This is a genomic window from Noviherbaspirillum sp. FW303-A3 (genome assembly GCF_058788695.1).
Genome location: NZ_JBYTAZ010000001.1, coordinates 1163304 through 1184909, shown reverse-complemented (window position 1 = coordinate 1184909; position 21606 = coordinate 1163304). Strand labels below are relative to the sequence as shown.

Here is a 21606-nt window from a genome sequence, read left to right as displayed (position 1 = left end):
ATGTAATGCGACTCGTCGCTTCACCGGAAGCCCCGGCGTACGGCCATGAAACCAGCCATCCTGTTGTTCTCCCTTCTCGCGACGTCCGCCATTGCAGCCTCTCCCGCAGTGGTCATCTTCGACGAGCGCGTGGCGCTTGCGAAGGCTGCGGAAGAAGACGAACGTTTCCATCCCTATCCGGCGCAGATGATGCGCGAGGCGGGCAGTCATTTCGCGCGCACGATGCGCAAATGCCGGCCGCTATCGAAGCAGGATTCGAAACCGTTTGTCCTGGTTGCTGAAATTGATCCGGAAGGCGTCGCTCGGGACGTCGTGGTGCGCCCCGCCCATGCGGCGGCGCGCTGTTTCGCGGCCGGGTTTTCGTCCTTCCGCTATCTGCCGCCTCCTGACTATCCCGACAGGGGAAGCTTTCCCGTCATGGTGCGCATCGGCAGGCAGTAGCGCCTGTCAGAGCGTCAGGTACCAGGCGGCCAGCGCGAGGAAAACGGAGGTCGGCGCGCACATGCCGATGAGGCACATCTTGCGGCGGAAGGAATCGCGCAGTTCCGCGTTCACGCGGGCGGTGCGTTCGGGGAAGACGGTGAAGATGCGTGTTTCGATGCGAGGCAGGATGTCGCGATGGACGAGCACGTCACCGTACTCTTCCTGCGGTGCGGTGCTTGCATCGGCCGGACTTGCATTGCGGAGCACTGCTCCGTGGGCGGTCCTGAAATCCGCAGTGAGGGTCATGCCTGAACTCCGTTCCTGAATAGCAACGGAGCGGAGTATAGGACTTCAGCGGCGCGATGAAATCAAATGCCGGCAACGGCGTTGGATTTCCTTGACTCGAATCAGAATAGTCCCTGCAGGAAACAGAATTCAGGGGTGTGCGGCGACGATCCGGTAGCGCAGCGCCAGCTTGTCCTGCACTTGCAAGGCTCCGCCAAGCACGGCGAATGGCGAGATGCCGAAATCGCTTTGTGCAATCGTCATCTCGCCGCTGACCGTCATTCGCCCAGGTGCATCCTCGATGCGCGCGGGCGAGGTGAATTCATGGGTGCGTCCATGCAGCGTGATCGCCACGCGCAATGTGTCAGCGCTGTTCCGGCCGATGCGGACCAGCGCGAAAGGAAAGCGCCCCGCCTCCAGTACCTTGTCCAGCATGTTGCGGCGCGTGCCCTCCACCGCCTCCGCAGATGGCGGCTTGCCCATGCCGGATTCTTCACGCAGGGCGGCTTCGTCCACCGTCAATTGCAGGAGGGGGATGAAGAGGTCGGCACGGGCAGCGGAGGGCAGCACGTAGCCTTGCACGTTCCTCGCGGCGACGACGTGGTCATGTCCGAGACCGACGAGCGGTCCGCCGCGGCGGACTTCGACGGCGACATGGGACTGCCCGGGATCGACCTGCAATACCGCTTGCCCGCGGGCCTGGGCGTCTCGGTAAAAGTCGAGCGGGAATTCCGCAGGCGCCTGCAGGACCGCAGGCGCGACAGGAGCGGGAGCGCGCGCCACGCATGCCGCCAGCATTGCGCAGGGAAGGATCGCGAGGATCCGCCTTGATGCAGCTGGCCGCGTGGAATGCATGGCGCGAAGGGTCAGTCCTTCTCGCGTGCCAGCGAAAGGAACTCGGTGCGCAGGCCGAGGTTGGTGCGCATTTCGCCCAGCAGGGCCGAGGTAACGGTTTCTTCGCCGGGCGTGCGGATGCCGCGGCTTTCCATGCACATGTGGCGGCAGCGGATGACCACGCCCACGGACAGCGGCTGCAGATGTTCCATCAGCGAATCCGCGATCTGCACGGTGAGGCGTTCCTGGACCTGCAGCCGCTTCGAGAAGCAGTCCACCAGGCGGGTCAGTTTCGACAGCCCCACGATCCGGCCGTTCGGCGTATAGCCGACCGTTGCCGAACCGAAGAAGGGCGCGAGGTGGTGTTCGCAGTGGCTGTACACGGGGATGCCGCGCACCACGATCAGTTCGTTGTACTTTTCCGCGCCATCCTCGAAGACCTTCAGGATGTCGGCCGGGTTCTGTTCATAGCCGGACGTCCAGTGTTTCCACGCCTTGTCCACGCGCGCCGGCGTGTCGTGCAATCCCTGGCGGCCCGGGTCTTCGCCCAGGTGACGAAGCAGGCGCCGCCAGTCTTCCGTTGAAAAATCATTGTCGTTCATGTTGCTTTCCTCCTGATGGTGCACCTCCGGGCTCTGCGGCCCGGGCGATTAATGGTGATGGTGGTGCGACCAGTTCACGCCGCCGGATGCGAGATAGGACTCGACGGCGTCTTTCTGGCCGATGGCGTGCAGCTTGACCTCGCCGCAGGAGCAGATGCCCTGGTACGGCTGGATGTGCGAACAGGCAGACACCTTTTGCAGGTAGACGGTGACCGGTTTCGCGCATTTTGCGCACTTGAAGGTCAGCGTGCGGGCTGGTTTGTTGGCCATTGTTTCCTCGTCAATTTTCTGATGCGACATTATCCCCTGAAACGAGGCCTGGTGCCGCCTCGCCCTTACTCAATGCAAGGGCAATGACCTGCAAGGTAATCGCACATCGCGCATAATGGGTTAATGCTGTTCATTGAAGAAATGGCAATCACCAGGAGACAAGCAATGCCCACCGAAACCGCCGAAAAAACCGTCCATCGCATCTGCCCCCTGTGCGAAGCCTGCTGCGGCCTCGAACTCAAGGTCAGCGGCAACAAGGTCATCAGCATCCGCGGCCATGACGAGGACGTCTTCAGCCGCGGCTACATCTGCCCGAAGGGTGTGTCGCTGAAAGACCTGCACGAAGACCCGGACCGCCTGCGCAAGCCGCTGGTCAAGCGCAACGGGCAATTTGTGGAAACGAGCTGGGAAGAGGCATTCGCCGAGATCGAGCGCCGCCTTCCGCCCATCCTGGCCCAATACGGCCCGGACGCACTGGGCGCGCTGGCCGGCAACCCCTCCGTGCACAAGATCGGCCTGATCATGTATTTCGCCCGGCTGGCGCGCGCCCTGGGAACGCGCAATATCTTTTCGGCATCGACGCTGGACCAGATGCCCAAGCAATTGTCAGTGGGCCTCATGTTCGGGCACTGGCTGTCCTTCCCGGTGCCGGATATCGAGCGCAGCGACTTCCTGCTGATCATCGGCGCCAATCCGATGGTGTCCAACGGCAGCCTGTGGACCGTACCGGACTACCGCGGCAAGGCCAAGGCCATGCGGGCGCGCGGCGGCCGTATCGTCGTCGTCGATCCCCGTCGTACCGAGACGGCGGAAGCGGCCGATGCGCACCACTTCATCCGTCCGGGCAGCGATGTCTATTTCCTGCTCGGCATGGTGCATACCTTGTTCGATGAGAAGCTCGTGCGTCTCGGGCGCCTGGCCGAGCATGTGACCGGGGTGGAAGAGGTGGGACAGGCGGTGAAGGATTTTTCACCGGAGAAGATGGCCGCGCGCTGCGGCATCGACGCCGGCACCATCCGTGCGCTGGCGCGCGACCTGGCAAGGGCAGGGCACGCTGCCGTGTATGGTCGCATGGGCACCACGGTGCAGGAATACGGCACCTTGTGCAGCTGGCTGATCGACGTGCTCAACGTCCTCACCGGCCATCTCGACCGGGAGGGCGGCGCAATGTTTGCCAAGGCGCCTGCCTTTGCCGCCAACACGGCCGGCAAGCCGGGTATCGGCAAGGGCGTCGGCACCGGCCGTAGAAAGAGCCGCGTCTCCGGAGCACCGGAAGTGATGGGCGAATTCCCGATGGTCTGCCTGGCGGAGGAAATCGACACGCCTGGCGAAGGACAGGTGCGCGCACTGCTGACCGTCGCAGGCAACCCGGTCCTCTCTGCGCCGAACGGCAGCCGGCTCTCGGCCGCACTGGACAAGCTCGATTTCATGGTCAGCGTCGACATTTACCTCAATGAGACCACGCGCCATGCCGACGTGATCCTGCCCGGATTGTCGCCGCTGGAAGACATCCACTACGACACGGCCTTCCCGCAGTTCGCCTACCGCAACTATGCACGCTTCAGCGATCCGGTCCTGCCGCGTCCGGAAGGGCAGCCGCCGGAGTGGCAGATCCTGCTGCGATTGGCGGCCATCATCCAGGGCAAGGGCGCCGGGGTGAACGTGGAGAAAATCGACGACGAACTGTTTGCCGAAGACGCGCGGCGCGCAGTCGGCGAACATGCGGATGCCGTCATCGCCGCGCTCGGCCATCTCAAGGGACCGGAGCGCCAGGTCGACTTCGCACTGAGGATGGGCCCATACGGCGACATGTTCGGACGCAAGCCGGACGGCATCAACCTTGCCAAAGTCAAGGCGGCATCGGGCGGCATCGACCTCGGTCCATTGCAGCCGCGCATTCCTGAGGTTCTGCGCACGCCTTCGGGGAAGATCGAGCTCGCGCCTGCCATGCTGCTCGCCGACCTGCAGCGTCCGACGGCAGAACTGGCGCAGCCGGTTCCCGACCTTGTCGTCATCGGCCGCCGCCATGTCCGCTCGGGCAACAGCTGGATGCACAACCTGCCGACGCTGGCCAAGGGACCGTTCCGCTGTACGGCGCTCGTCAATCCTTCCGATGCGAAGCGATTCGGATTGCAGGACGGCGGCAAGGCACGCATCAGCGGCAAGGGCGGGGTCATCGAAGCGCTGGTGGAAGTGAGCGAGGAAATGATGCCGGGCGTCGTCAGCCTGCCGCACGGCTGGGGGCACGACATGCCGGGAACGCGCATGTCGCTCGCAGCCGAACGTCCGGGCGCAAACCTGAACGCAGTGCTCGACGAAAGCATGCGCGATCCCCTGTCCGGCAACGCTGTCCTGAACGGCATCCCGGTCGAGATGCGGCCCGCCTGAATGCCGGCGATCGAACAGGCTGCATGACGCCGATGAAAAAAGAGGCAGGGCGAACCTGCCTCCTTGCGTGCTGATCGCGGATTACTTCTTCGCAGCGTCTGCCTTTTCCTGGGCCGCTTCCTTCTTGGCCTCGGCGACTTTCTTGTCAGCCTTCTTCGTTTCCTTGGCGGCCTTCTTTTCCGCCTTGGCATCTGCCTTCGCGGTTTCTTCCTTTGCTTCGGCGGTGGCCTTCGTCGCCTTCTCTTCCGCCTTTGCATCGGCCTTGGCGGCCTTGGCTTCAGCCTTCGGCGTGGCGGCGGCAGGAGCAGGTGCGGTTTGCGCGAAAGCGGATGTTGCGAACAGGCCGGCGATCAGGGTTGCAATCAGAGTCTTCATTGATTTCCTCATTACTCGTTGTGATTGAAATGGATACTGCAAGGATGAAAACGCAGCTTGCGGAGTTGCAGTTGACGATGAAGTTGTAAGCGTTTGTTATCGAGGTTGAAACAAATCATCTTCGAGCGGACGGGTGCGATTGAGAAATGTCAATCATCGGAACGGTTTCTGAGCGCGCTGCGGTTGCGGCACTGCAAAATCACGCAACAGTTTCCAAGCGAGGAGAGACATGCGAAAAAATACTGCCATCGTTTACCGTGCGGGTTACACGCCCAACCATCTGCTCGACTCACTGATGGTGAGGCTGCGCGTCAAGAGCGACGCCGCGCTTGCCCGCGCACTCTGCATTCCTGCATCCACCATCAGCAAGGTGAGGAACCGCCAGATGGCGGTCAATTCGACACTACTGCTGGCGGCGCACGAAGCCACCGAAATGAGCATCCGTGAATTGCGCAACCTGCTTGGCGACACCGAGACGAGGTATTGGCTCGGTGACCTCGACCTCGGTCGCACTCGTGAACGCATTCCAGCATTCACGGAACGTCCTCGCGTCCCGCACGCGCTGACGCCAATGCAGGCACACGCTTGATCCACGTGAATTAATTTCAATCACCCACCTTCGCAGCGTTTCCCCTCTTCAATTACACTAGGCCCTGCCTGTAATCAATGAGGAGGAAACGCTCGCATGCCTATCATCACCAACATTGAAGACCTGCGCGTCCTGGCACAGAAGCGCGTGCCGCGCATGTTCTACGATTACGCGGATTCCGGTTCCTGGACCGAGTCGACCTACCGTGCCAACAGCACTGACTTCGAACGGATCAAGTTCCGCCAGCGCGTCGCGGTGAACATGGACAACCGCACCCTGAAGACCACGATGGCGGGCCAGGAAGTCTTCATGCCGGTTGCGATTGCACCCACCGGCCTCACGGGTATGCAGCATGCCGACGGCGAAATCCTCGCCGCGAAGGCTGCGGAAAAATTCGGCATCCCGTTCACGCTCTCCACGATGAGCATCTGCTCCATCGAGGACATCGCGGCCCATACCAGCGCGCCATTCTGGTTCCAGCTCTACGTGATGCGCGACCGCGATTTCATTCGTCGCCTTATTGACCGCGCCAAGGCAGCGAAGTGTTCGGCGCTGGTGCTCACGCTCGATCTGCAGGTGCTGGGCCAGCGTCACAAGGACATCAAGAACGGACTCTCGGCGCCGCCGAAGCTCACCATCGCCAACATCCTCAACATGATGACCAAGCCGCGCTGGTGCCTCGGCATGCTCGGCACTTCGCGGCGCACCTTCGGCAACATCGTCGGCCACGCGAGCAGCGTGTCGGACATGTCGTCGCTGTCGTCGTGGACCGCGCAGCAGTTCGACCCGACCCTGTCGTGGGACGACGTCGAATGGATCAAGAAGCACTGGGGAGGCAAGCTGATCATCAAGGGCATCCTCGATGTCGAGGATGCGAAGCTGGCTGCGCAGAGCGGGGCCGATGCGCTCATCGTGTCCAACCACGGCGGCCGTCAGCTCGACGGCGCGCCGTCGTCGATTGCCGCGCTGCCGGCGATCGTCGATGCGGTCGGCGACAAGATCGAAGTGCACATCGACGGCGGCATCCGTTCCGGCCAGGACGTGATCAAGTCGCTCGCCCTCGGCGCGAAGGGCGCATACATCGGCCGTGCCTTCCTCTACGGCCTCGGCGCGATGGGCGAGGCCGGCGTGACGAAGTGCCTGGAGATCATCCACAAGGAGCTGGACCTCACGATGGCATTCTGCGGCGTCACGGATGTGAAGAAGGTCGACAAGAACATCCTGCTGCCCGGCACCTACTGATCCTGAACGCAGTGCCGCGTCAGGCACTGCAAATTGTTTGCGATTTATCAGAAGTTTCAACGCTCGCCAAGCCCTTGGCGCACCCGTACGGTGCACAAGTTCCTTTCTGTCTCCCAAGGGCAATCGTTTGGCTTCGTGGATCACTCCACGGCGCTGTTTCCCCCGTTCATGTCAATTTAATATCGTTTCACGATTCGTTGACATTAACCGTGGAAGATCATGCGCCAACACACCATCCCCCTTCTTTCCGTCCTCCTGGTTTCCTTCTCGGCACATGCCGGTTACATCGAAGGACTCGCCGCCTACAACAAGAACGACCACGCGTCGGCGCTGACCGAGTGGCGTCCGCTTGCAGACCAGGGCGACGCGCGTGCGCAGTATCACGTCGGCTGGATGTACGAACGCGGCGAAGGCGTGAAGCAGGACCATGCGCAGGCGGTCGCGTGGTACCGCAAGGCCGCCGAGCAGGGATTCCCGCTCGCGCAGATCAACCTCGGCAACATGTACACGCTGGGCCATGGCGTGCCGCAGAACCACAAGCAGGCGGTGCTGTGGTACCGCAAGGCGGCGGACCAGGGGTACACCAGCGCGCCGGTCAACGCGGGCGTGCGCTTCGAGAACGGCGACGTCGCCGAGTCCGAACACGACCTGCCGAGGTACCGCAAGCCGGTCGAATCGGATCGCGTCGTGGTGCAGTTCAACCTCGCCAGCATCCTCTACAACAACGGCCAGGGCGTGTCGCAGGATTATGACCAGGCGGTTGCCTGGTACCGCCGCGCTGCGGAGCAAGGCCATGCGCTGGCGCAGATCAACCTCGGCAACATGTACAACAATGGCCAAGGCGTGCAGCAGAACCACAGGATGGCGATGTACTGGTATCGCCGCGCGGCGGAGCAGGGCAACACCTTCGCGCTGAACAACATGGGCAACATGTACCGCAAGGGCCTCGGCGTGAAGCAGGATTACGCACAGGCGCTGCACTGGTACCGCAAGGCGGCCGAACTCGGCGATGGCGGCGCGCAGGTCAACCTCGGTCTCATGTACTACACCGGCGAGGGCGTGCGCCAGGATTTCAGCGAAGCCTTCCAGTGGTACAGCCGGGCCGCGCAGCAGGGCGATGCCGGCGCACAGTACAACCTCGGCCTGATGTTTTTCCATGGCGAGGGCGTCGCACAGGATTATCTCGAGGCGTCCGAGTGGTACCGCAAGGCGGCGGAGCAGGGCCACGCGCTGGCGCAGCACAACCTCGGCAACATGTACATGAAGGGCCTCGGCGTCGAGCAGGACTTCACGATGGCCGTGCAATGGCACCGCAAGTCCGGCTTCCAGGGCGATGCGCATGCGCAGAACAAGCTGGGCGACCTGCTGTTCGCCAACGGCCACGGCGCACCGCAGGATTACGAGGAAGCGGCGCAGTGGTACCTGAAGGCCGCGGAACAGGGATACGCACCCGCCCAGTTCAACCTCGCGAACATGTACCGGCGCGGCATCGGCGTGAAGCAGGATTTTGCGCAGGCGGCACAGTGGTACCGCAAGGCGGCGGAGCAGGGCGACGTCAACTCGCAGTACCTGCTGGGCATCATCTACGCCAACGGCGAAGGCGTGAAACAGGACATGACACAGGCCATCGACTGGTATCGCCGCGCCGCCGAGCAGGGGCACGCGGGCGCGCAGTACAACCTCGGCATCATGTATGCGAAAGGACGTGGCACGATCAGCATGTTGAGTCGATAGATGGATCGTGGGGCGCCGCCGCGCCCCGCGCATGCCTTGATTTTGCGCAAAGGAAAAATTTCCTTTCAGATCATGGACATGCGGAAGCTTATACCCGGTTATCCACAGAATTGACCACAGCAATTGTGGGCAAGTCGCACGCGGAAAACCGGAACAATGTCGAGCGTCATCCTTCGTCTGTCGGCGCGTGTCGGGTGCGCGCCGCAGACGCTTTTTCTCCTCTTCCCAGTGCTTCATTACCTTCGCCGGAATCTCTTGATTCCGGACAGCGTTTTTGCCGTTTTTAGCCCTTTCGCGTCTCTTCCCTTCAGTTAAGATATTGCTTGGCCGAAAGCGGATTTCACCTGTGTCCGCACCTCCTTCGCGCCGATCGTGCGTCAACCTCCACTCTCATCGACGCAGGGGAACAACCAATGAAACACCGAGTCATTGCGGGACTGGTCCTGGCAGCGGCCGTGCACGGCGCAGCGGCACAGACGGCGCCCGATGCCGAACAGCAGCGCCGCCTCGCGGAACAAAAGCTCAAGCTCGTCGAAATGCTGCTCAACTCACCGAAGGCGCAGGCCAGCGGCGCAAGCGGCGACAGCGAAACCGTCGCTCTCGTCGAGCGTGGCAAGACGTTGCTCGCGCAGGCACGCGAAGCGCTCGCCGCGCAGCGACACGCGGATGCCGCAAAAGCCCTCGATGAAGCGCTGCAAAGCGTTTCCAAAGCCAACAACCGCAATGCCGGTGGCCTGTCCGACAGCGTGCAGAAGCAGCGCCTGCAGGAAATGACCGAGCAGGTCGCGACCTATCGCTCGTCGCTCGCCGCACTCGTGAAGGAAAAGGCCGCGCCTTCGGCCAAGCAGACGCTGGACCGCGTCGATGCGCTCACCGAAGAAAGCCGCAAGCTCGCCGCCGCCGGCCATCTAGGTGAGGCGAACAAGAAGATGGCGGAAGCCTACAAGCTCGAAGTCGAAGAGGTCTCGCGCCTGCGTGCCGGACAGGAAGTGGTGCTGTCGCTGAAGTTCGACACGCCTGCCGACGAATACGCCTACGAGCAGAAACGCTACCAGTCGAACGAAATCCTGGTCGGCATGATGATCGGCGAAGGCCGCGCGGAAGGCGATCGCCGCCGTCTCGTCGACGGCTTCCTGAAGGAGGCCGCGACGCTCAAGGAAGACGCGGTATCGCTCGCCGGCGCCAACCGCCACAAGGAAGCCGTCGCCGTCATGGAAAAGGCCACCGTCCAGCTCAATCGCGCGCTGCAGTCCATGGGCGTGCCGGTGTTCTAGGAGAATCACGATGAAATCATTTACTCGCCTTTGGCTGGCGCTCGCGCTTGCGCTCGCGGTGCAGGGCGCCCATGCCGTCGATGCCGCCGCGGTCAATCTCGCCGGCGAGCAGCGCATGCTCTCGCAACGAATCGTCAAGGCATGGTGCCAGTTCAGCCTGAACGTACAAAAAGACGTGTCGCGCGCACAGCTCGCGGAGTCGGTGCGCCGCTTTGACGGCAACCTTGCCATGCTGGAGAAATCGGCGGACTCGCCAGAGGTGACGACCGCACTTGCAGGACTGCGTGCCGCATGGACGCCGCTTCGTGCGGCGCTGCAGGGCGAGGCACGTGTACCTGATGCCGCACAGCTCGACGCCCGTGCCGAAGACGTGCTCATGGCCGCCGAACGCCTCACGCGCGTCATGCAGGACAAGACCTCCGCGCCTGTCAGCCGCTGGACCAACCTCGCCAGCCGCCAGCGCATGCTGTCGCAGCGCCTGGTCAAGATCTACATGCTGCGCCAGATGGGGGTGGAAAGTCCCGCCCTGCGCGAGGAGAGCGAGCATGTCCAGAACGAATTCGCCGGCGCGCTGGCCGCTATGCGGGTGAACGCGTCCACGCCGGCCCTGAAGGCTGAACTCGACAAGCTGGCGCTGCAGTGGGAATGGCTGCAAGCCGTGCTCGCCACGGAAGGCGCCGAATCCTTCCGCCTCATCATGGCCGAGGGCGGCGAAGCCGTGCTGCAGCTTGCCGACCAGGTCACGCGGATCTACGAACAGTCCGCACGCTAAACCGATTACCAGGAGATTCCATGTCCATCGACCGTCGCCGCTTCCTGCTGGCCGCTTCCGCGCTCGGCGCATCTTCGGCGCTTCCCGGTACGCTCCTGGCAGCGCCTGCCCGCAACGAAAAGCGGGTGGACCTGACCGCATCCGCCTTCGCCGCCGCGCTCGACCCGACGAATCCGACGCGCACCGGCGTGTGGGGCTTCAATGAACAATTACCCGGCCCCGTGCTGCGTTTCCGCCGTGGCGACAAGGTGCACTTTGCCTTCACCAACGACCTGCAGCAGGACAGCGCCGTGCACTGGCATGGCATCCGCGTGCCGAATGCGATGGACGGCGTCCCCCACGTCACCCAGGATCCGGTCGCGCCGGGAGGCGAGTTCGACTACCGCTTCGAGCTCCGCGATTCCGGCACCTTCTGGTACCACCCGCATCAATCCAGCTTCGAGCAGGTGCCGCGCGGATTGTACGGCGCGCTGATCGTCGAGGAAGACAAACCTCCTGTCGTCGACCGCGACGAGGTGTGGGTGCTCTCGGACATCAAGCTCGATGAACAGCGCCAGCAGGTGGAGGATTTCGGACGTATTCTCGACATCGCCAACGATGGACGCCTCGGCAACCAGGTGCTGGTCAACGGGCAGATCGCAGGGGCGGGCAGGAAGATCGCGGTGCGTGCCGGCGAACGCCTGCGCCTGCGTCTCGTCAATACCGCTTCCGCACGCTTTTTCCGTCTTGCATTCGAAGGGCATCAGGCCCGCGTCATCGCCTACGACGGCCAGGGTACAAGTCCGCATGCCGTGCCGGCGGAGGGGCTGCCACTCGGTCCCGGCATGCGCGCCGACCTGATCATCGACTGCATGGGCAAGCCGGGCCAGAAATTCACCATTCGCGACCTCGGGCGTCCGCCCGTCGCACCGGCATACGACATCGGCACGCTGGCCTATAGCGACGAGCGCCCGGTGCGCAACAAGCCGCTATCCTCGCCGGTCGCGTTGGCGCCAAACCGCATCGCCGAGCCCAACCTGCGCAAGGCCTCGCAGCACGTGATCCTGTTCCAGGGCGGCATGCGCGGCCAGCCGGTGATCGGCATGGTGGACGGCAAGCCTTCGCGCATCCAGGAAATCATGGCCAGGCAGGGCCTGGCGTGGACCATGAACTACAACGCACAGCACGAGCATGCGCTGATGCACGAACCCTTCCTGCACCTGAAGAAGGGCGAAAGCGTGATCCTGCGCATGATCAACGACACCGGCTTCGACCATCCGATGCACCTGCACGGGCATTTCTTCCGCGTGCTGTCGGTCAACGGCAAGGCGAATCCGCGCCGCGAATGGCGCGATACGGTCATCATGGGGCCGCGCCAGACCGTTGACGTGGCCTTCGTCGCCGACAATCCGGGCGAGTGGATGTACCACTGCCATATCCTCGACCACGCGGCCGGGGGGATGATGGGGACGATTGCGGTGGAGTAGGGCGTGCCGGAAAGCAAAAAGCCCAGTCCGAGGACTGGGCTTTTTGCTTGAATCTTGGGGTGGCCGATGGGACTCGAACCCACGACGACAGGAATCACAATCCTGGACTCTACCAACTGAGCTACGGCCACCACTGAAGTCTTTGCCGGACTGCATGTCAGGCAAGCCCGTCATTATACAAACTTCGGGGCAAAGTGGCAAATACTGCTTTTTCAGCCCGTCGCGCCGAGCGCGGAGACCGGCGGCGCGAGCTGGAGCAGGCGTGAAAACGCCGTCTTCAGGGCGGTTTCGCTGCCGGTCGTGAACGCGGCGATCTTGCCCGGACCTTCCTGCCGCAGGAGCCCCCGTTCGGTAAGCAACCGGACCAGCTGCCGCGCTATCGGCTCTCCCGTGTCCACGATGGCGACCGGCCTGGAGGTGAGATGGCCGACAATGTCTTCGATCAGCGGCAGCACGAACGGATAATGCGTGCACCCGAGCACGAGCGTATCCGCGCCTTGCTCGATCAGGGGCTCGATGTAGCGGCGCAGGAGCAGGGCGGTGTCCGCCGATTGCAGTTCACCTTTCTCCACCTGATCGGCCAGCCCGATACAGGCTTGCGGGATGAACTGCACATGGGTCGCTGCGCTGATCTGCTCGCGCAGGAGCCTGAATTTCTCGCTGGTCAGGGTCCCCTTGGTGGCCAGCACGCCCACGGTGCCGGTCTTCGACAATGCCGCCGCCGGCTTGAGTCCAGGCTCGACGCCAACCAGCGGGATGTCCGGGTAGTGCGCACGCAGCGCCTTGATCGCGGCTGCCGTCGCCGTATTGCAGGCCACCACCAGGGCTTTTGCCTCGTACTGCATCAGGAATTCCGCAATCGCGAGCGAACGTTCGACGATCTCGTCTTCCGTCCGCCCGCCATAGGGGGCGTAGCCGGAATCGGCAAAGTACAGCAACTGCTCGTTGGGCAGGCTGGCGTGGATGTACTTCAGCACCGACAGACCGCCGATGCCCGAGTCGAAGATGCCGATGGGCTTGTCTGACATGGGAGTGGGAATTGCGAAGACGAACAATTTTACACCGGGCAACCCACGTGCATTGCTGCTGTTGAACCGGTATTCGCCACCGCACTCCTAGGATCAAGGCCACTTGGCCTTTTGTCATTGTCGATGGACAACCTAGGAGAATAAATATGATCAGACTGGCTATCATTGTCGGCAGCACCCGCCCCGGACGGAAGGCCGAAGACGTGGCGCGATGGGTGTACGAAATCGCCAGGCAGCGCAACGATGCCCAGGTGGAACTGGTGGATGTCCAGGATTTCAACCTGCCCCTGCTCGACGAGCCGGTGCCGCCGGCGATGGGGCAGTACCGCAATGAGCACACGAAGGTCTGGGCGGCGAAGATCGCTTCCTTCGACGCGTTTGTGTTCGTGACGCCGGAGTACAACCACGGCACCTCGGGCGCGCTGAAGAACGCGATCGACTACCTGTACGCGGAATGGAATAACAAGGCCGCTGGCTTCGTCGGGTATGGCAGTGCTGGCGGTGCCCGCGCGGTCGAGCACCTGCGGCTGGTGATGGGCGAACTGCAGGTGGCGGACGTGCGGGGGCAGGTGATGTTGTCGCTGTTCACGGATTTCGAGAACTTCGCCACGTTCAAGCCGGCGCAGCATCATGAAAAATCGGTGACGGCGATGCTGGATCAGGTGATCAGTTGGGGGGCAGCGTTGCGGAATGTGAGGAAATAAAAAAACGGGCCGCATCGACAGGCTGTGTAAAAAGTCTGACGTTGGCACTCAACAAATTGCCCCGCTTTGGCGGGGCAATTTGTTTTTTGAAGTAGAAATCGGGCTCAGGCCCGCAGTGTCTTCGTGAGTGTTTGACTTCCGATCATGTGCACCACGCGCTTGAGGTTATAAGCCATTACAGCCAGGCTCAATTCGGCGCGAGCTCCCTTTAACCCGCGCAGTAACAACCGGGCATTGCGCAGAATTTGCTGCTTGATGGTCCCAAATGGGTGTTCGACGGTCTGGCGTCGCAGGGCCATCATGTGCGGCGCCGCTGCCACGCGTACCGCATTGGCCTGTACAGCCTCTTCGTGCCAGTGACGGCTGACCAGGCGCCGGCTGCTGACGGTGCATTTCCCCTTGTGCGGACAATTGGCGCAGTCATCCGGGGAGGCCGCATAGATCACCGACTTGTCCTGGCGGCACACCTGTTTGCGCCTGAGGATCTTGTTGGCCGGGCAAGTAAAACAGTCCCTACTGGCGTCGTAGCGAAACATCGCCTTGTCGTACAGCGTGCCATCACCTTGATTGTTCGGCGTGTGGGATGGCGCCACATAGCCGGTCATCCCCATGTCCTGCAGCGCCTGCAAATGCTCGCCATTGGCGTAACCAGCGTCGGCGACTACTTCAGGCTGGGTCTGGAGCACCTGGGCGACGCCTTGCGCCATCGGCATCAGTTGCCCCACATCCGACGTGTCATTGCACACTTCATGATGCACGATCAGATGGCTGTCGGTGTCGACTGCTGTTTGCAGGTTGTAGCCCGGTGCCCCATGCAGCGATTTCATCGCGCGCGCCTGCGGCTCCGTCAGCACGCTCGATGTGGCCTTGCCTTTGGCTAGCCGGGCCACTTCTGCGCCCACTTCATCCTGACGCTCGCGTAAGCGCTTGAGCGCCCGCCTGAACGCGCCGGCGCCGGGGCTGCCTTGCTCCTCTTGCCGGTCTGCGGCTTCCAGCTGCTCCAGATAGTGCGCTACTTCGCTCGCCAGTCGCTGCTGTTGGCGCTCCAGATCGGCCGCCTTGCCAACCGCCTTGCGCGAGGCGACGGCTTGAACCTTGCTGCCGTCAATGGCCACCACTGTGCCGCCCACCAGCCCGGCGCGCCTCACAAACTGCACAAACGCAGCGCAGCTTGCCACCAACGCCTCGCTGTTGTGTCGCCGGAAATCGGCAATCGTCTTGTGGTCCGGCACCAGTCGTCCCAGCAGCCACATGCATTCGACATTGCGCCGGCATTCCCGCTCGAGCGCGCGCGATGACCGGATGCCATTCAGATAGCCGCACAGATACAGCTTGAGCAAATCGCCCGGGTCATACGGCGGCCGCCCCAGTATGCCCGCATGGGCTTTGCCAAAACCCAGTGTTCGCAGATCGAGCGCGTTCACCCAGGCGTCAATGACCCGAGCCATCGCGTCCTCCTCGATCAGCTCGTCCAACTTCACTGGAAACAACACTGCCTGATCCCGGCTCTCTCCGCCACGATGTCCCATGCCTGACTCCCAAAAACAAAATCCCCGTCCAATTCACATTGGACGGGGATTGATTGCTTTGGTTTACCGGCTACAAGGACTTTTTACACAGCCTGATCGAGCGGCCCGTAGTGCATTGCTTGCTGCGCAGCCTTACTTCACCGCGACCGGAATCCCGCCGAGGTTGCCCGAAGCAATCCGCTCCGCCCATTCCTTCGGCCCGGTGTTATGCACCGAAATACCGTTGGAATCGACCGCTACCGTCACAGGCATGTCCTTCACGTCAAACTCGTAGATCGCTTCCATGCCGAGGTCTTCGAAGCCCAGCACCTTGGCCGACTTGATCGCCTTGGACACGAGGTAGGCCGAACCGCCGACCGCCATCAGGTAAGCCGACTTGTGCTTCTTGATCGACTCGATCGCCACCGGGCCGCGCTCGGCCTTGCCGATCATGGAGATCAGGCCGGTCTTCTCGAGCATCATGTCGGTGAACTTGTCCATGCGGGTCGCGGTGGTCGGTCCTGCCGGACCGACGACTTCGTCACGCACCGGATCGACCGGGCCGACGTAGTAGATCACGCGGTTGGTGAAGTCCACCGGCAGCTTCTCGCCCTTTGCCAGCATGTCCTGGATACGCTTGTGCGCGGCGTCGCGGCCGGTCAGCATCTTGCCGTTCAGGAGCAGGGTCTGGCCCGGCTTCCAGGAAGCGACTTCTTCCTTGGTCAGCGTGTTCAGGTCGACGCGCTTGGACTTCTCGGTATCGGGCGCCCAGCTCACGTCCGGCCATTCGGACAGTGACGGCGGCTCGATATAGGCCGGGCCGGAACCGTCGAGCACGAAGTGCGCATGGCGGGTTGCCGCGCAGTTCGGGATCATCGCGACCGGCTTGGAGGCAGCGTGCGTCGGGTACATCTTGATCTTGACGTCGAGCACGGTGGTCAGGCCGCCGAGGCCCTGTGCGCCGATGCCGAGCGCGTTGATCTTCTCGCACAGTTCAAGACGCAGTTCTTCGGTCTTGTTCTGCGGGCCGCGCTTCTTCAGCTCGTACATGTCGATGTCTTCCATCAACGATTCCTTCGCCATCAGCATCGCCTTCTCGGCGGTGCCGCCGATGCCGATGCCGAGCATGCCCGGCGGACACCAGCCGGCGCCCATCAGCGGCACGGTCTTGAGCACCCAGTCGACCAGCGAGTCGGACGGGTTGAGCATGACGAACTTGGTCTTGTTCTCGGAGCCGCCGCCCTTGGCCGCGACCTGGACGTCGACGGTGTTGCCCGGCACCAGTTCCATGTGCACGACGGCCGGCGTGTTGTCCTTGGTGTTCTTGCGGTCGAACTGCGGATCGGCTACGACGGATGCGCGCAGCACGTTGTCCGGATGCAGGTAGCCGCGGCGCACGCCTTCATTGACCGCGTCCACGATCGAACCCTTGAAGCCCTCGAAGCGCACGTCCATGCCGATCTTCAGGAACACGTTGACGATGCCGGTGTCCTGGCAGATCGGACGCTTGCCCTCGGCGCACATGCGCGAGTTGGTCAGGATCTGCGCGATCGCGTCCTTCGCCGCCGGGTTTTGCTCGACTGCGTAGGCGCGGGCGAGGTGCTGGATGTAATCCACCGGATGGTAGTAGCTGATGTACTGCAGCGCGGCGGCGACCGATTCGATGAGGTCTTCTTGCTTGATGATGGTCATGATGATGTCAACAGAGGGTCAATGGGATTGCTTGGAGTGGGAATCGGGGCCGCTCATCAGGCGGTCGCAGTAGGCGATGGCCATCGCCGACAGCAGGAACGTGATGTGAATACCGGTCTGCGCGATCAGCGTCTTGGCGTCGTACGCGGCGGCATTGATGAAGGTCTTCAGCAGGTGGATCGACGAGATGCCGATGATCGCGGTGGCGAGTTTCACCTTCAGCACGGAAGCATTTACATGCGACAGCCATTCCGGCTGGTCGGGGTGGTGCTCGAGGTGCATGCGCGAGACGAAGGTCTCATAGCCGCCGACGATGACCATGATCAGCAGGTTGGATATCATCACCACGTCGATTAGGCCGAGCACGACCAGCATGATGATGGTTTCGGTCAGCTTGGTCGGACGGGTGGCGCCTTCGATGGCGACCGCGCTGATGATGTGTTCCAGCGCAGCCTTGTTGCCCATTGCCGCACCCACCAGGTCGACCAGTTCGACCCAGAAATGGTAGACGTACACGCCTTGTGCCAGGATCAGGCCGATGTACAGCGGAAGCTGCAACCAGCGACTCATGAAGATCAGGTTGGGCAGGGGGCGGATCGGTCGTTCGGCGGTGGTGATCTTGTCGTTTGAACTCATGTCTTGTGGGAAAAACAGGCAGGAATGAAACCCCAGCATTTTACACGGGCTGGCGTTTTCGCTCCGGCGTTTCTTGTGGCACCGCAGCATGCTTCCGGCGTGCAGTTGTCAATGCCAGAGTGATAATTTTTCCGGAATTGAAACGGCTCCTCCGCCATGCCCGGGAAGGCCCGGATGAGCATGTTCAATCGTCATGTAAGGCTTCAGTAAGAGTAAAAGCTTAACTTCGCTTCAATTCATCATGAGCGCGGGAGACACAATATGTCCGACATCGAAACCCTGAAGCAGGAAAATCGCATCTTCAACCCGCCGGCAGACTTCGTCAAAAACGCGAACATCTCCGGTATGGAAACCTACAAGGCGATGTGCGCCGCAGCAGAGCGCGATTACGAGGGTTTCTGGGCGCAGCTTGCACGCGAGAACATCGCATGGCAAAAGCCCTTCACCAAGACCCTGAACGAGTCTGAGGCTCCGTTCTATCGCTGGTTCGAAGACGGGCAGCTCAATGTTTCCTACAACTGCCTGGACCGCAACCTGCAGAACGGTAACGCCGGCAAGACCGCGATCATCTTTGAAGCGGACGGCGGTCAGGTGACCAAGGTCACCTACAAGGAACTGCACGACAAGGTTTGCCAGTTCGCCAACGGCCTGAAAGCCCTCGGCATCAAGAAGGGCGACCGCGTCGTCGTCTACATGCCGATGTCGGTGGAAGGCGTTGCCGCCATGCAGGCCTGTGCCCGTATCGGTGCGACCCACTCCGTGGTGTTCGGCGGCTTCTCCGCCAAGTCCCTGCAGGAACGCATCATCGATGCCGGCGCTGTCGCCGTCATCACCGCCGACGAGCAGGTCCGCGGCGGCAAGCACCTGCCGCTGAAGTCCATCGTCGACGAAGCGCTCGCCATGGGCGGTTGCGACACGATCAAGAACGTCGTCGTCTACAAGCGCACCGGCGCCAACATCAACTTCGTCGCCGGCCGCGACAAGTGGCTCGACGAAGTGCTCGCCGGCCAGGCCGCAACTTGCGAACCGGAATGGGTCGATGCCGAACACCCGCTGTTCGTGCTCTACACCTCCGGCTCCACCGGCAAGCCCAAGGGCGTGCAGCATGCTTCCGGCGGCTACCTGCTGTGGGCGATGCTGACGATGAAGTGGACCTTCGACATCAAGCCGTCCGACGTTTTCTGGTGTACCGCCGACATCGGCTGGGTCACCGGCCACACCTACATCGCCTACGGCCCGCTGGCTGTCGGCGCGACGCAGATCGTGTTCGAAGGCGTCCCGACCTATCCGAACGCCGGCCGTTTCTGGGACATGATCCAGAAGCACAAGGCAACCATCTTCTACACCGCACCGACCGCGATCCGCTCGCTGATCAAGGCATCCGACGCCGATGCCGACGTGCATCCGAAGAAGTACGACCTGTCCAGCCTGCGCCTGCTCGGTTCCGTCGGCGAGCCGATCAATCCGGAAGCCTGGATGTGGTACTACAAGAACGTCGGCAACGAAAAGTGCCCGATCGCCGATACCTTCTGGCAGACCGAGACCGGCGGCCACATGATCAGCCCGCTGCCGGGCGTCACGCCGATGGTTCCGGGTTCCTGCACGCTGCCGCTGCCGGGCATCATGGCCGCCGTCGTGGACGAAACCGGCAATGACATGCCGAACGGGCAGGGCGGCATCCTGGTCGTCAAGCGTCCGTGGCCGTCGATGATCCGCACCATCTGGGGCGATCCGGAGCGCTTCAAGAAGAGCTACTTCCCGGAAGAACTGGGCGGCAAGCTCTACCTGGCAGGCGACGGCGCGGTACGTAACGAAAAGACCGGCAACTTCACCATCACCGGCCGTATCGACGACGTGCTGAACGTCTCGGGCCACCGCATGGGCACGATGGAAATCGAATCCGCGCTGGTCGCCAACCCGCTGGTGGCCGAAGCCGCCGTGGTCGGCAAGCCGGACGAAACCACCGGCGAAGCAATCTGCGCCTTCGTGGTGCTCAAGCGCGCACGTCCGACCGGCGATGAAGCCAAGGCAATTGCGAAAGAACTGCGTGACTGGGTGGCCAAGGAAATCGGCCCGATCGCCAAGCCGAAGGAAATCCGCTTCGGCGACAACCTGCCGAAGACACGTTCCGGCAAGATCATGCGTCGCCTGCTGCGCGTGCTCGCCAAGGGCGACCAGATCACCCAGGACGTATCCACACTCGAAAATCCGGCAATCCTGGAGCAACTGAAACAGGCGCAATAAGCAGAGCCGACAACGCGAGGAGACTGAAAGGACCGGTGCGGCCACAAGCCGCGCCGGTTTTTTTATGGCTTTTCCGGCATGAAACAGAAAATGTGCAACAAACGGGAAAGTCTTTGCTATAATCTTGGGCTTCGCGCTTGCGAACCCGAATCCAGGAGAGGTGGATGAGTGGTTTAAGTCGCACGCCTGGAAAGCGTGTATAGGTTCATAGCCTATCGGGGGTTCGAATCCCCCCCTCTCCGCCAAGCAGTAAAGAAAACCCGCATCGAGCTGTCAGCTGATGCGGGTTTTTTGTTTTCCGGCACTACTGAGTTTATTCCTGCGACAGCACTTCCGATCAGCGAACGGCGCGGCGGTGTCGGTGTCCAAATACTTAAAAACCTGTGCAGGTCACTCATGAATTGGCATCGAGTTCCCTTCTGCGCCGTTGTTGTCCTGTCCGCATGCGCGCACTTCAACGCTGCGCCGCCGGTCAAATTGCTTGGCGATCCAGCCCCGGACGCCGCGGCAACCCAGAGCATCGAAATCCGGCCCGACACAAAATGGGTCAACGTCACCGGCGGCGATATCGTGAAGTTCGTTGTCGGCGGCCAATCCTTCGCCTGGGCATTCAATGTCGGCACTGGCGTCAGCCATTTCGATCTCAGCCGGGTTGCGCCGCCCGGCGTGCTCGGCCGCCCAGTATTCGTCTATCTTGCACCGGACCCGCGATACATTGGCGGAGGGGATGGTGATCGCGGGCTTGGACAATAATCGTATTGGCCGGCCGGCTTAATGGCCCGCGACACAGTCGTCCAGGAATTGCTCCCTGTACGCCCTGCAGATCGCCCGCACTTCCGCGATCTCGGTTTCAAGGATATCCCGGCTGCGTGCCGAAGTGCCCGGTTGGGCGTATTCGGCGCGCTTTACCTTGATCCGCTCTTCGAGGTATTCCAGGAACCTGTCGGTTCGCGCTGCGTCTGTCCGAAGCATAGGGCATCCTCCACAAGTAATCGCTAAGTCTTGTCGCACCTCGGCATCATCCGCCTGAAGCTGTCAGGCGAGACCGTTCCGTTCCCTGCTTGAGCTCCGCCACCGCTTGCACGAGCTGCCGGGCCTGCGTGCGCAGGCTTTCGGCTGCGGCGGCGCTTTCTTCGACCAGTGCCGCGTTCTGCTGCATGTCGCGGCTTTGTTCTGCGCTGGCTTCACTGATTTCGCCGACGATGGAAAACTCTTGCCTATTTGCAATATAAGCGGATATGGACGCTTTTCGCCTGCCATATCCATGGGATTTTTTGCGGATAACGGCGGCCTGCGAATAGGCGGCTGCATTTCCAGCTGCAATTGGCTGCACATCGGCACAAGGCTTCCTGTTCGGGATGCCTATCGCGGCGGAGGCCTTTTCCCGGCTGCTGTGAGCATCGGGAAAAGGCGGCGCATTGCCAAAATTTTAATGCGCGGCCGCCACGCAAATCTCATCTTTCATCACATCCGGCTTGAATCGGGCAAGCGCTTCCTATAATCAAAAACATAGACAAACACGCCGGCGGGCAAGACCCGG

The 21606-nt window shown here is 62.1% G+C and carries 22 protein-coding genes and 2 tRNA genes; 13 read left to right on the top strand and 11 right to left on the bottom strand.

Annotated features, from left to right (window positions below):
- The first annotated feature begins 45 nt into the window (after positions 1 to 45).
- Positions 46 to 441 (top strand): hypothetical protein, encoded by a 396-nt coding sequence (locus AC3WOY_RS05835; RefSeq protein ID WP_492421677.1) that lies wholly within the window; start codon positions 46 to 48, stop codon positions 439 to 441.
- A 6-nt stretch (positions 442 to 447) separates the two neighbouring features.
- On the opposite strand, the gene AC3WOY_RS05830 is transcribed toward AC3WOY_RS05835, so the two are convergent.
- The 4 genes from AC3WOY_RS05830 to AC3WOY_RS05815 all read right to left on the bottom strand — a co-directional run bounded on the left by AC3WOY_RS05830 (position 448) and on the right by AC3WOY_RS05815 (position 2414).
- Positions 448 to 729, bottom strand: coding sequence for a hypothetical protein (locus AC3WOY_RS05830; protein WP_492421675.1), 282 nt, complete (start codon positions 727 to 729; stop codon positions 448 to 450).
- Between the two features lie 129 nt (positions 730 to 858).
- Complete coding sequence (locus AC3WOY_RS05825) at positions 859 to 1563, bottom strand: YceI family protein (RefSeq protein ID WP_492421673.1); 705 nt, start codon at positions 1561 to 1563, stop codon at positions 859 to 861.
- An 11-nt stretch (positions 1564 to 1574) separates the two neighbouring features.
- A complete protein-coding gene (gene folE, locus AC3WOY_RS05820; RefSeq protein WP_492421671.1) occupies positions 1575 to 2144 on the bottom strand; it encodes a GTP cyclohydrolase I FolE in 570 nt (189 codons plus the stop codon).
- A 48-nt stretch (positions 2145 to 2192) separates the two neighbouring features.
- Positions 2193 to 2414 (bottom strand): hypothetical protein, encoded by a 222-nt coding sequence (locus tag AC3WOY_RS05815; protein ID WP_492421669.1) that lies wholly within the window; start codon positions 2412 to 2414, stop codon positions 2193 to 2195.
- Positions 2415 to 2579: 165 nt separating this feature from the next.
- Between AC3WOY_RS05815 and AC3WOY_RS05810 the strand changes: the two genes are divergently transcribed.
- Entirely contained in the window at positions 2580 to 4802 is a 2223-nt protein-coding gene (locus tag AC3WOY_RS05810; RefSeq protein WP_492421667.1) for a molybdopterin oxidoreductase family protein, read from the top strand.
- Positions 4803 to 4883: 81 nt separating this feature from the next.
- Here the strand turns inward: AC3WOY_RS05810 and AC3WOY_RS05805 are convergent, their stop codons facing one another.
- Positions 4884 to 5177 (bottom strand): hypothetical protein, encoded by a 294-nt coding sequence (locus AC3WOY_RS05805; protein ID WP_492421665.1) that lies wholly within the window; start codon positions 5175 to 5177, stop codon positions 4884 to 4886.
- Positions 5178 to 5406: 229 nt separating this feature from the next.
- Here AC3WOY_RS05805 and AC3WOY_RS05800 point away from each other — a divergent pair, with 229 nt between their 5' ends.
- The 6 genes from AC3WOY_RS05800 (at position 5407) to AC3WOY_RS05775 (ending at position 12254) form a co-directional block, all read left to right on the top strand.
- Positions 5407 to 5766 (top strand): hypothetical protein, encoded by a 360-nt coding sequence (locus AC3WOY_RS05800; RefSeq protein WP_492421663.1) that lies wholly within the window; start codon positions 5407 to 5409, stop codon positions 5764 to 5766.
- Between the two features lie 96 nt (positions 5767 to 5862).
- A complete protein-coding gene (locus AC3WOY_RS05795; RefSeq protein ID WP_492421661.1) occupies positions 5863 to 7008 on the top strand; it encodes an alpha-hydroxy acid oxidase in 1146 nt (381 codons plus the stop codon).
- 219 nt (positions 7009 to 7227) lie between these two features.
- Positions 7228 to 8742, top strand: coding sequence for an SEL1-like repeat protein (locus AC3WOY_RS05790; RefSeq protein WP_492421659.1), 1515 nt, complete (start codon positions 7228 to 7230; stop codon positions 8740 to 8742).
- A 413-nt stretch (positions 8743 to 9155) separates the two neighbouring features.
- Positions 9156 to 10016 carry a hypothetical protein gene (locus AC3WOY_RS05785; protein WP_492421657.1) on the top strand — a complete coding sequence of 287 codons (861 nt, stop codon included), beginning with the start codon at positions 9156 to 9158 and terminating at the stop codon, positions 10014 to 10016.
- A 10-nt stretch (positions 10017 to 10026) separates the two neighbouring features.
- Entirely contained in the window at positions 10027 to 10788 is a 762-nt protein-coding gene (locus AC3WOY_RS05780; RefSeq protein WP_492421655.1) for a type IV pili methyl-accepting chemotaxis transducer N-terminal domain-containing protein, read from the top strand.
- Positions 10789 to 10808: 20 nt separating this feature from the next.
- Positions 10809 to 12254, top strand: a complete 1446-nt coding sequence (locus tag AC3WOY_RS05775; RefSeq protein WP_492421653.1) for a multicopper oxidase family protein — start codon at positions 10809 to 10811, stop codon at positions 12252 to 12254.
- A gap of 55 nt (positions 12255 to 12309) precedes the next feature.
- Here the strand turns inward: AC3WOY_RS05775 and AC3WOY_RS05770 are convergent.
- Both AC3WOY_RS05770 and murI read right to left on the bottom strand, forming a co-directional pair.
- Positions 12310 to 12385, bottom strand: a tRNA-His gene (locus AC3WOY_RS05770).
- Positions 12386 to 12466: 81 nt separating this feature from the next.
- Positions 12467 to 13282, bottom strand: a complete 816-nt coding sequence (gene murI, locus AC3WOY_RS05765; protein WP_492421651.1) for a glutamate racemase — start codon at positions 13280 to 13282, stop codon at positions 12467 to 12469.
- A 146-nt stretch (positions 13283 to 13428) separates the two neighbouring features.
- Here murI and AC3WOY_RS05760 point away from each other — a divergent pair, with 146 nt between their 5' ends.
- Positions 13429 to 13986: an NADPH-dependent FMN reductase gene (locus AC3WOY_RS05760; RefSeq protein ID WP_492421649.1), complete on the top strand. Its 558-nt coding sequence runs from the start codon at positions 13429 to 13431 to the stop codon at positions 13984 to 13986.
- 104 nt (positions 13987 to 14090) lie between these two features.
- Here the strand turns inward: AC3WOY_RS05760 and AC3WOY_RS05755 are convergent, their stop codons facing one another.
- From AC3WOY_RS05755 to AC3WOY_RS05745, 3 genes are all read right to left on the bottom strand, one after another.
- On the bottom strand, positions 14091 to 15515 hold the full coding sequence (locus tag AC3WOY_RS05755) for an IS1182 family transposase (protein WP_492421647.1): 1425 nt from the start codon (positions 15513 to 15515) through the stop codon (positions 14091 to 14093).
- A 132-nt stretch (positions 15516 to 15647) separates the two neighbouring features.
- Positions 15648 to 17186: a fumarate hydratase gene (locus tag AC3WOY_RS05750; RefSeq protein ID WP_492421645.1), complete on the bottom strand. Its 1539-nt coding sequence runs from the start codon at positions 17184 to 17186 to the stop codon at positions 15648 to 15650.
- A gap of 18 nt (positions 17187 to 17204) precedes the next feature.
- Positions 17205 to 17822: a YqhA family protein gene (locus tag AC3WOY_RS05745; RefSeq protein WP_492421643.1), complete on the bottom strand. Its 618-nt coding sequence runs from the start codon at positions 17820 to 17822 to the stop codon at positions 17205 to 17207.
- A 261-nt stretch (positions 17823 to 18083) separates the two neighbouring features.
- Here AC3WOY_RS05745 and acs point away from each other — a divergent pair, with 261 nt between their 5' ends.
- The 3 genes from acs (at position 18084) to AC3WOY_RS05730 (ending at position 20819) form a co-directional block, all read left to right on the top strand.
- On the top strand, positions 18084 to 20066 hold the full coding sequence (acs, locus tag AC3WOY_RS05740; RefSeq protein WP_492421641.1) for an acetate--CoA ligase: 1983 nt from the start codon (positions 18084 to 18086) through the stop codon (positions 20064 to 20066).
- Between the two features lie 154 nt (positions 20067 to 20220).
- Positions 20221 to 20311, top strand: a tRNA-Ser gene (locus AC3WOY_RS05735).
- Between the two features lie 151 nt (positions 20312 to 20462).
- On the top strand, positions 20463 to 20819 hold the full coding sequence (locus AC3WOY_RS05730) for a CzcE family metal-binding protein (protein ID WP_492421639.1): 357 nt from the start codon (positions 20463 to 20465) through the stop codon (positions 20817 to 20819).
- An 18-nt stretch (positions 20820 to 20837) separates the two neighbouring features.
- Here AC3WOY_RS05730 and AC3WOY_RS05725 read toward each other — a convergent pair whose 3' ends face one another.
- Positions 20838 to 21038: a hypothetical protein gene (locus AC3WOY_RS05725; RefSeq protein ID WP_492421637.1), complete on the bottom strand. Its 201-nt coding sequence runs from the start codon at positions 21036 to 21038 to the stop codon at positions 20838 to 20840.
- A 106-nt stretch (positions 21039 to 21144) separates the two neighbouring features.
- On the opposite strand from AC3WOY_RS05725, the gene AC3WOY_RS05720 reads away from it, so the two are divergent.
- Entirely contained in the window at positions 21145 to 21567 is a 423-nt protein-coding gene (locus tag AC3WOY_RS05720; protein ID WP_492421635.1) for a hypothetical protein, read from the top strand.
- Positions 21568 to 21606 lie beyond the last annotated feature (39 nt).

Coding starts and splice junctions, on each gene's coding strand:
- AC3WOY_RS05835 (WP_492421677.1), top strand. CDS start 46: ATGAAACCAGCCATCCTGTTGTTCTCCCTTCTCGCGACGTCCGCCATT.
- AC3WOY_RS05830 (WP_492421675.1), bottom strand. CDS start 729: ATGACCCTCACTGCGGATTTCAGGACCGCCCACGGAGCAGTGCTCCGC.
- AC3WOY_RS05825 (WP_492421673.1), bottom strand. CDS start 1,563: ATGCATTCCACGCGGCCAGCTGCATCAAGGCGGATCCTCGCGATCCTT.
- folE (WP_492421671.1), bottom strand. CDS start 2,144: ATGAACGACAATGATTTTTCAACGGAAGACTGGCGGCGCCTGCTTCGT.
- AC3WOY_RS05815 (WP_492421669.1), bottom strand. CDS start 2,414: ATGGCCAACAAACCAGCCCGCACGCTGACCTTCAAGTGCGCAAAATGC.
- AC3WOY_RS05810 (WP_492421667.1), top strand. CDS start 2,580: ATGCCCACCGAAACCGCCGAAAAAACCGTCCATCGCATCTGCCCCCTG.
- AC3WOY_RS05805 (WP_492421665.1), bottom strand. CDS start 5,177: ATGAAGACTCTGATTGCAACCCTGATCGCCGGCCTGTTCGCAACATCC.
- AC3WOY_RS05800 (WP_492421663.1), top strand. CDS start 5,407: ATGCGAAAAAATACTGCCATCGTTTACCGTGCGGGTTACACGCCCAAC.
- AC3WOY_RS05795 (WP_492421661.1), top strand. CDS start 5,863: ATGCCTATCATCACCAACATTGAAGACCTGCGCGTCCTGGCACAGAAG.
- AC3WOY_RS05790 (WP_492421659.1), top strand. CDS start 7,228: ATGCGCCAACACACCATCCCCCTTCTTTCCGTCCTCCTGGTTTCCTTC.
- AC3WOY_RS05785 (WP_492421657.1), top strand. CDS start 9,156: ATGAAACACCGAGTCATTGCGGGACTGGTCCTGGCAGCGGCCGTGCAC.
- AC3WOY_RS05780 (WP_492421655.1), top strand. CDS start 10,027: ATGAAATCATTTACTCGCCTTTGGCTGGCGCTCGCGCTTGCGCTCGCG.
- AC3WOY_RS05775 (WP_492421653.1), top strand. CDS start 10,809: ATGTCCATCGACCGTCGCCGCTTCCTGCTGGCCGCTTCCGCGCTCGGC.
- murI (WP_492421651.1), bottom strand. CDS start 13,282: ATGTCAGACAAGCCCATCGGCATCTTCGACTCGGGCATCGGCGGTCTG.
- AC3WOY_RS05760 (WP_492421649.1), top strand. CDS start 13,429: ATGATCAGACTGGCTATCATTGTCGGCAGCACCCGCCCCGGACGGAAG.
- AC3WOY_RS05755 (WP_492421647.1), bottom strand. CDS start 15,515: ATGGGACATCGTGGCGGAGAGAGCCGGGATCAGGCAGTGTTGTTTCCA.
- AC3WOY_RS05750 (WP_492421645.1), bottom strand. CDS start 17,186: ATGACCATCATCAAGCAAGAAGACCTCATCGAATCGGTCGCCGCCGCG.
- AC3WOY_RS05745 (WP_492421643.1), bottom strand. CDS start 17,822: ATGAGTTCAAACGACAAGATCACCACCGCCGAACGACCGATCCGCCCC.
- acs (WP_492421641.1), top strand. CDS start 18,084: ATGTCCGACATCGAAACCCTGAAGCAGGAAAATCGCATCTTCAACCCG.
- AC3WOY_RS05730 (WP_492421639.1), top strand. CDS start 20,463: ATGAATTGGCATCGAGTTCCCTTCTGCGCCGTTGTTGTCCTGTCCGCA.
- AC3WOY_RS05725 (WP_492421637.1), bottom strand. CDS start 21,038: ATGCTTCGGACAGACGCAGCGCGAACCGACAGGTTCCTGGAATACCTC.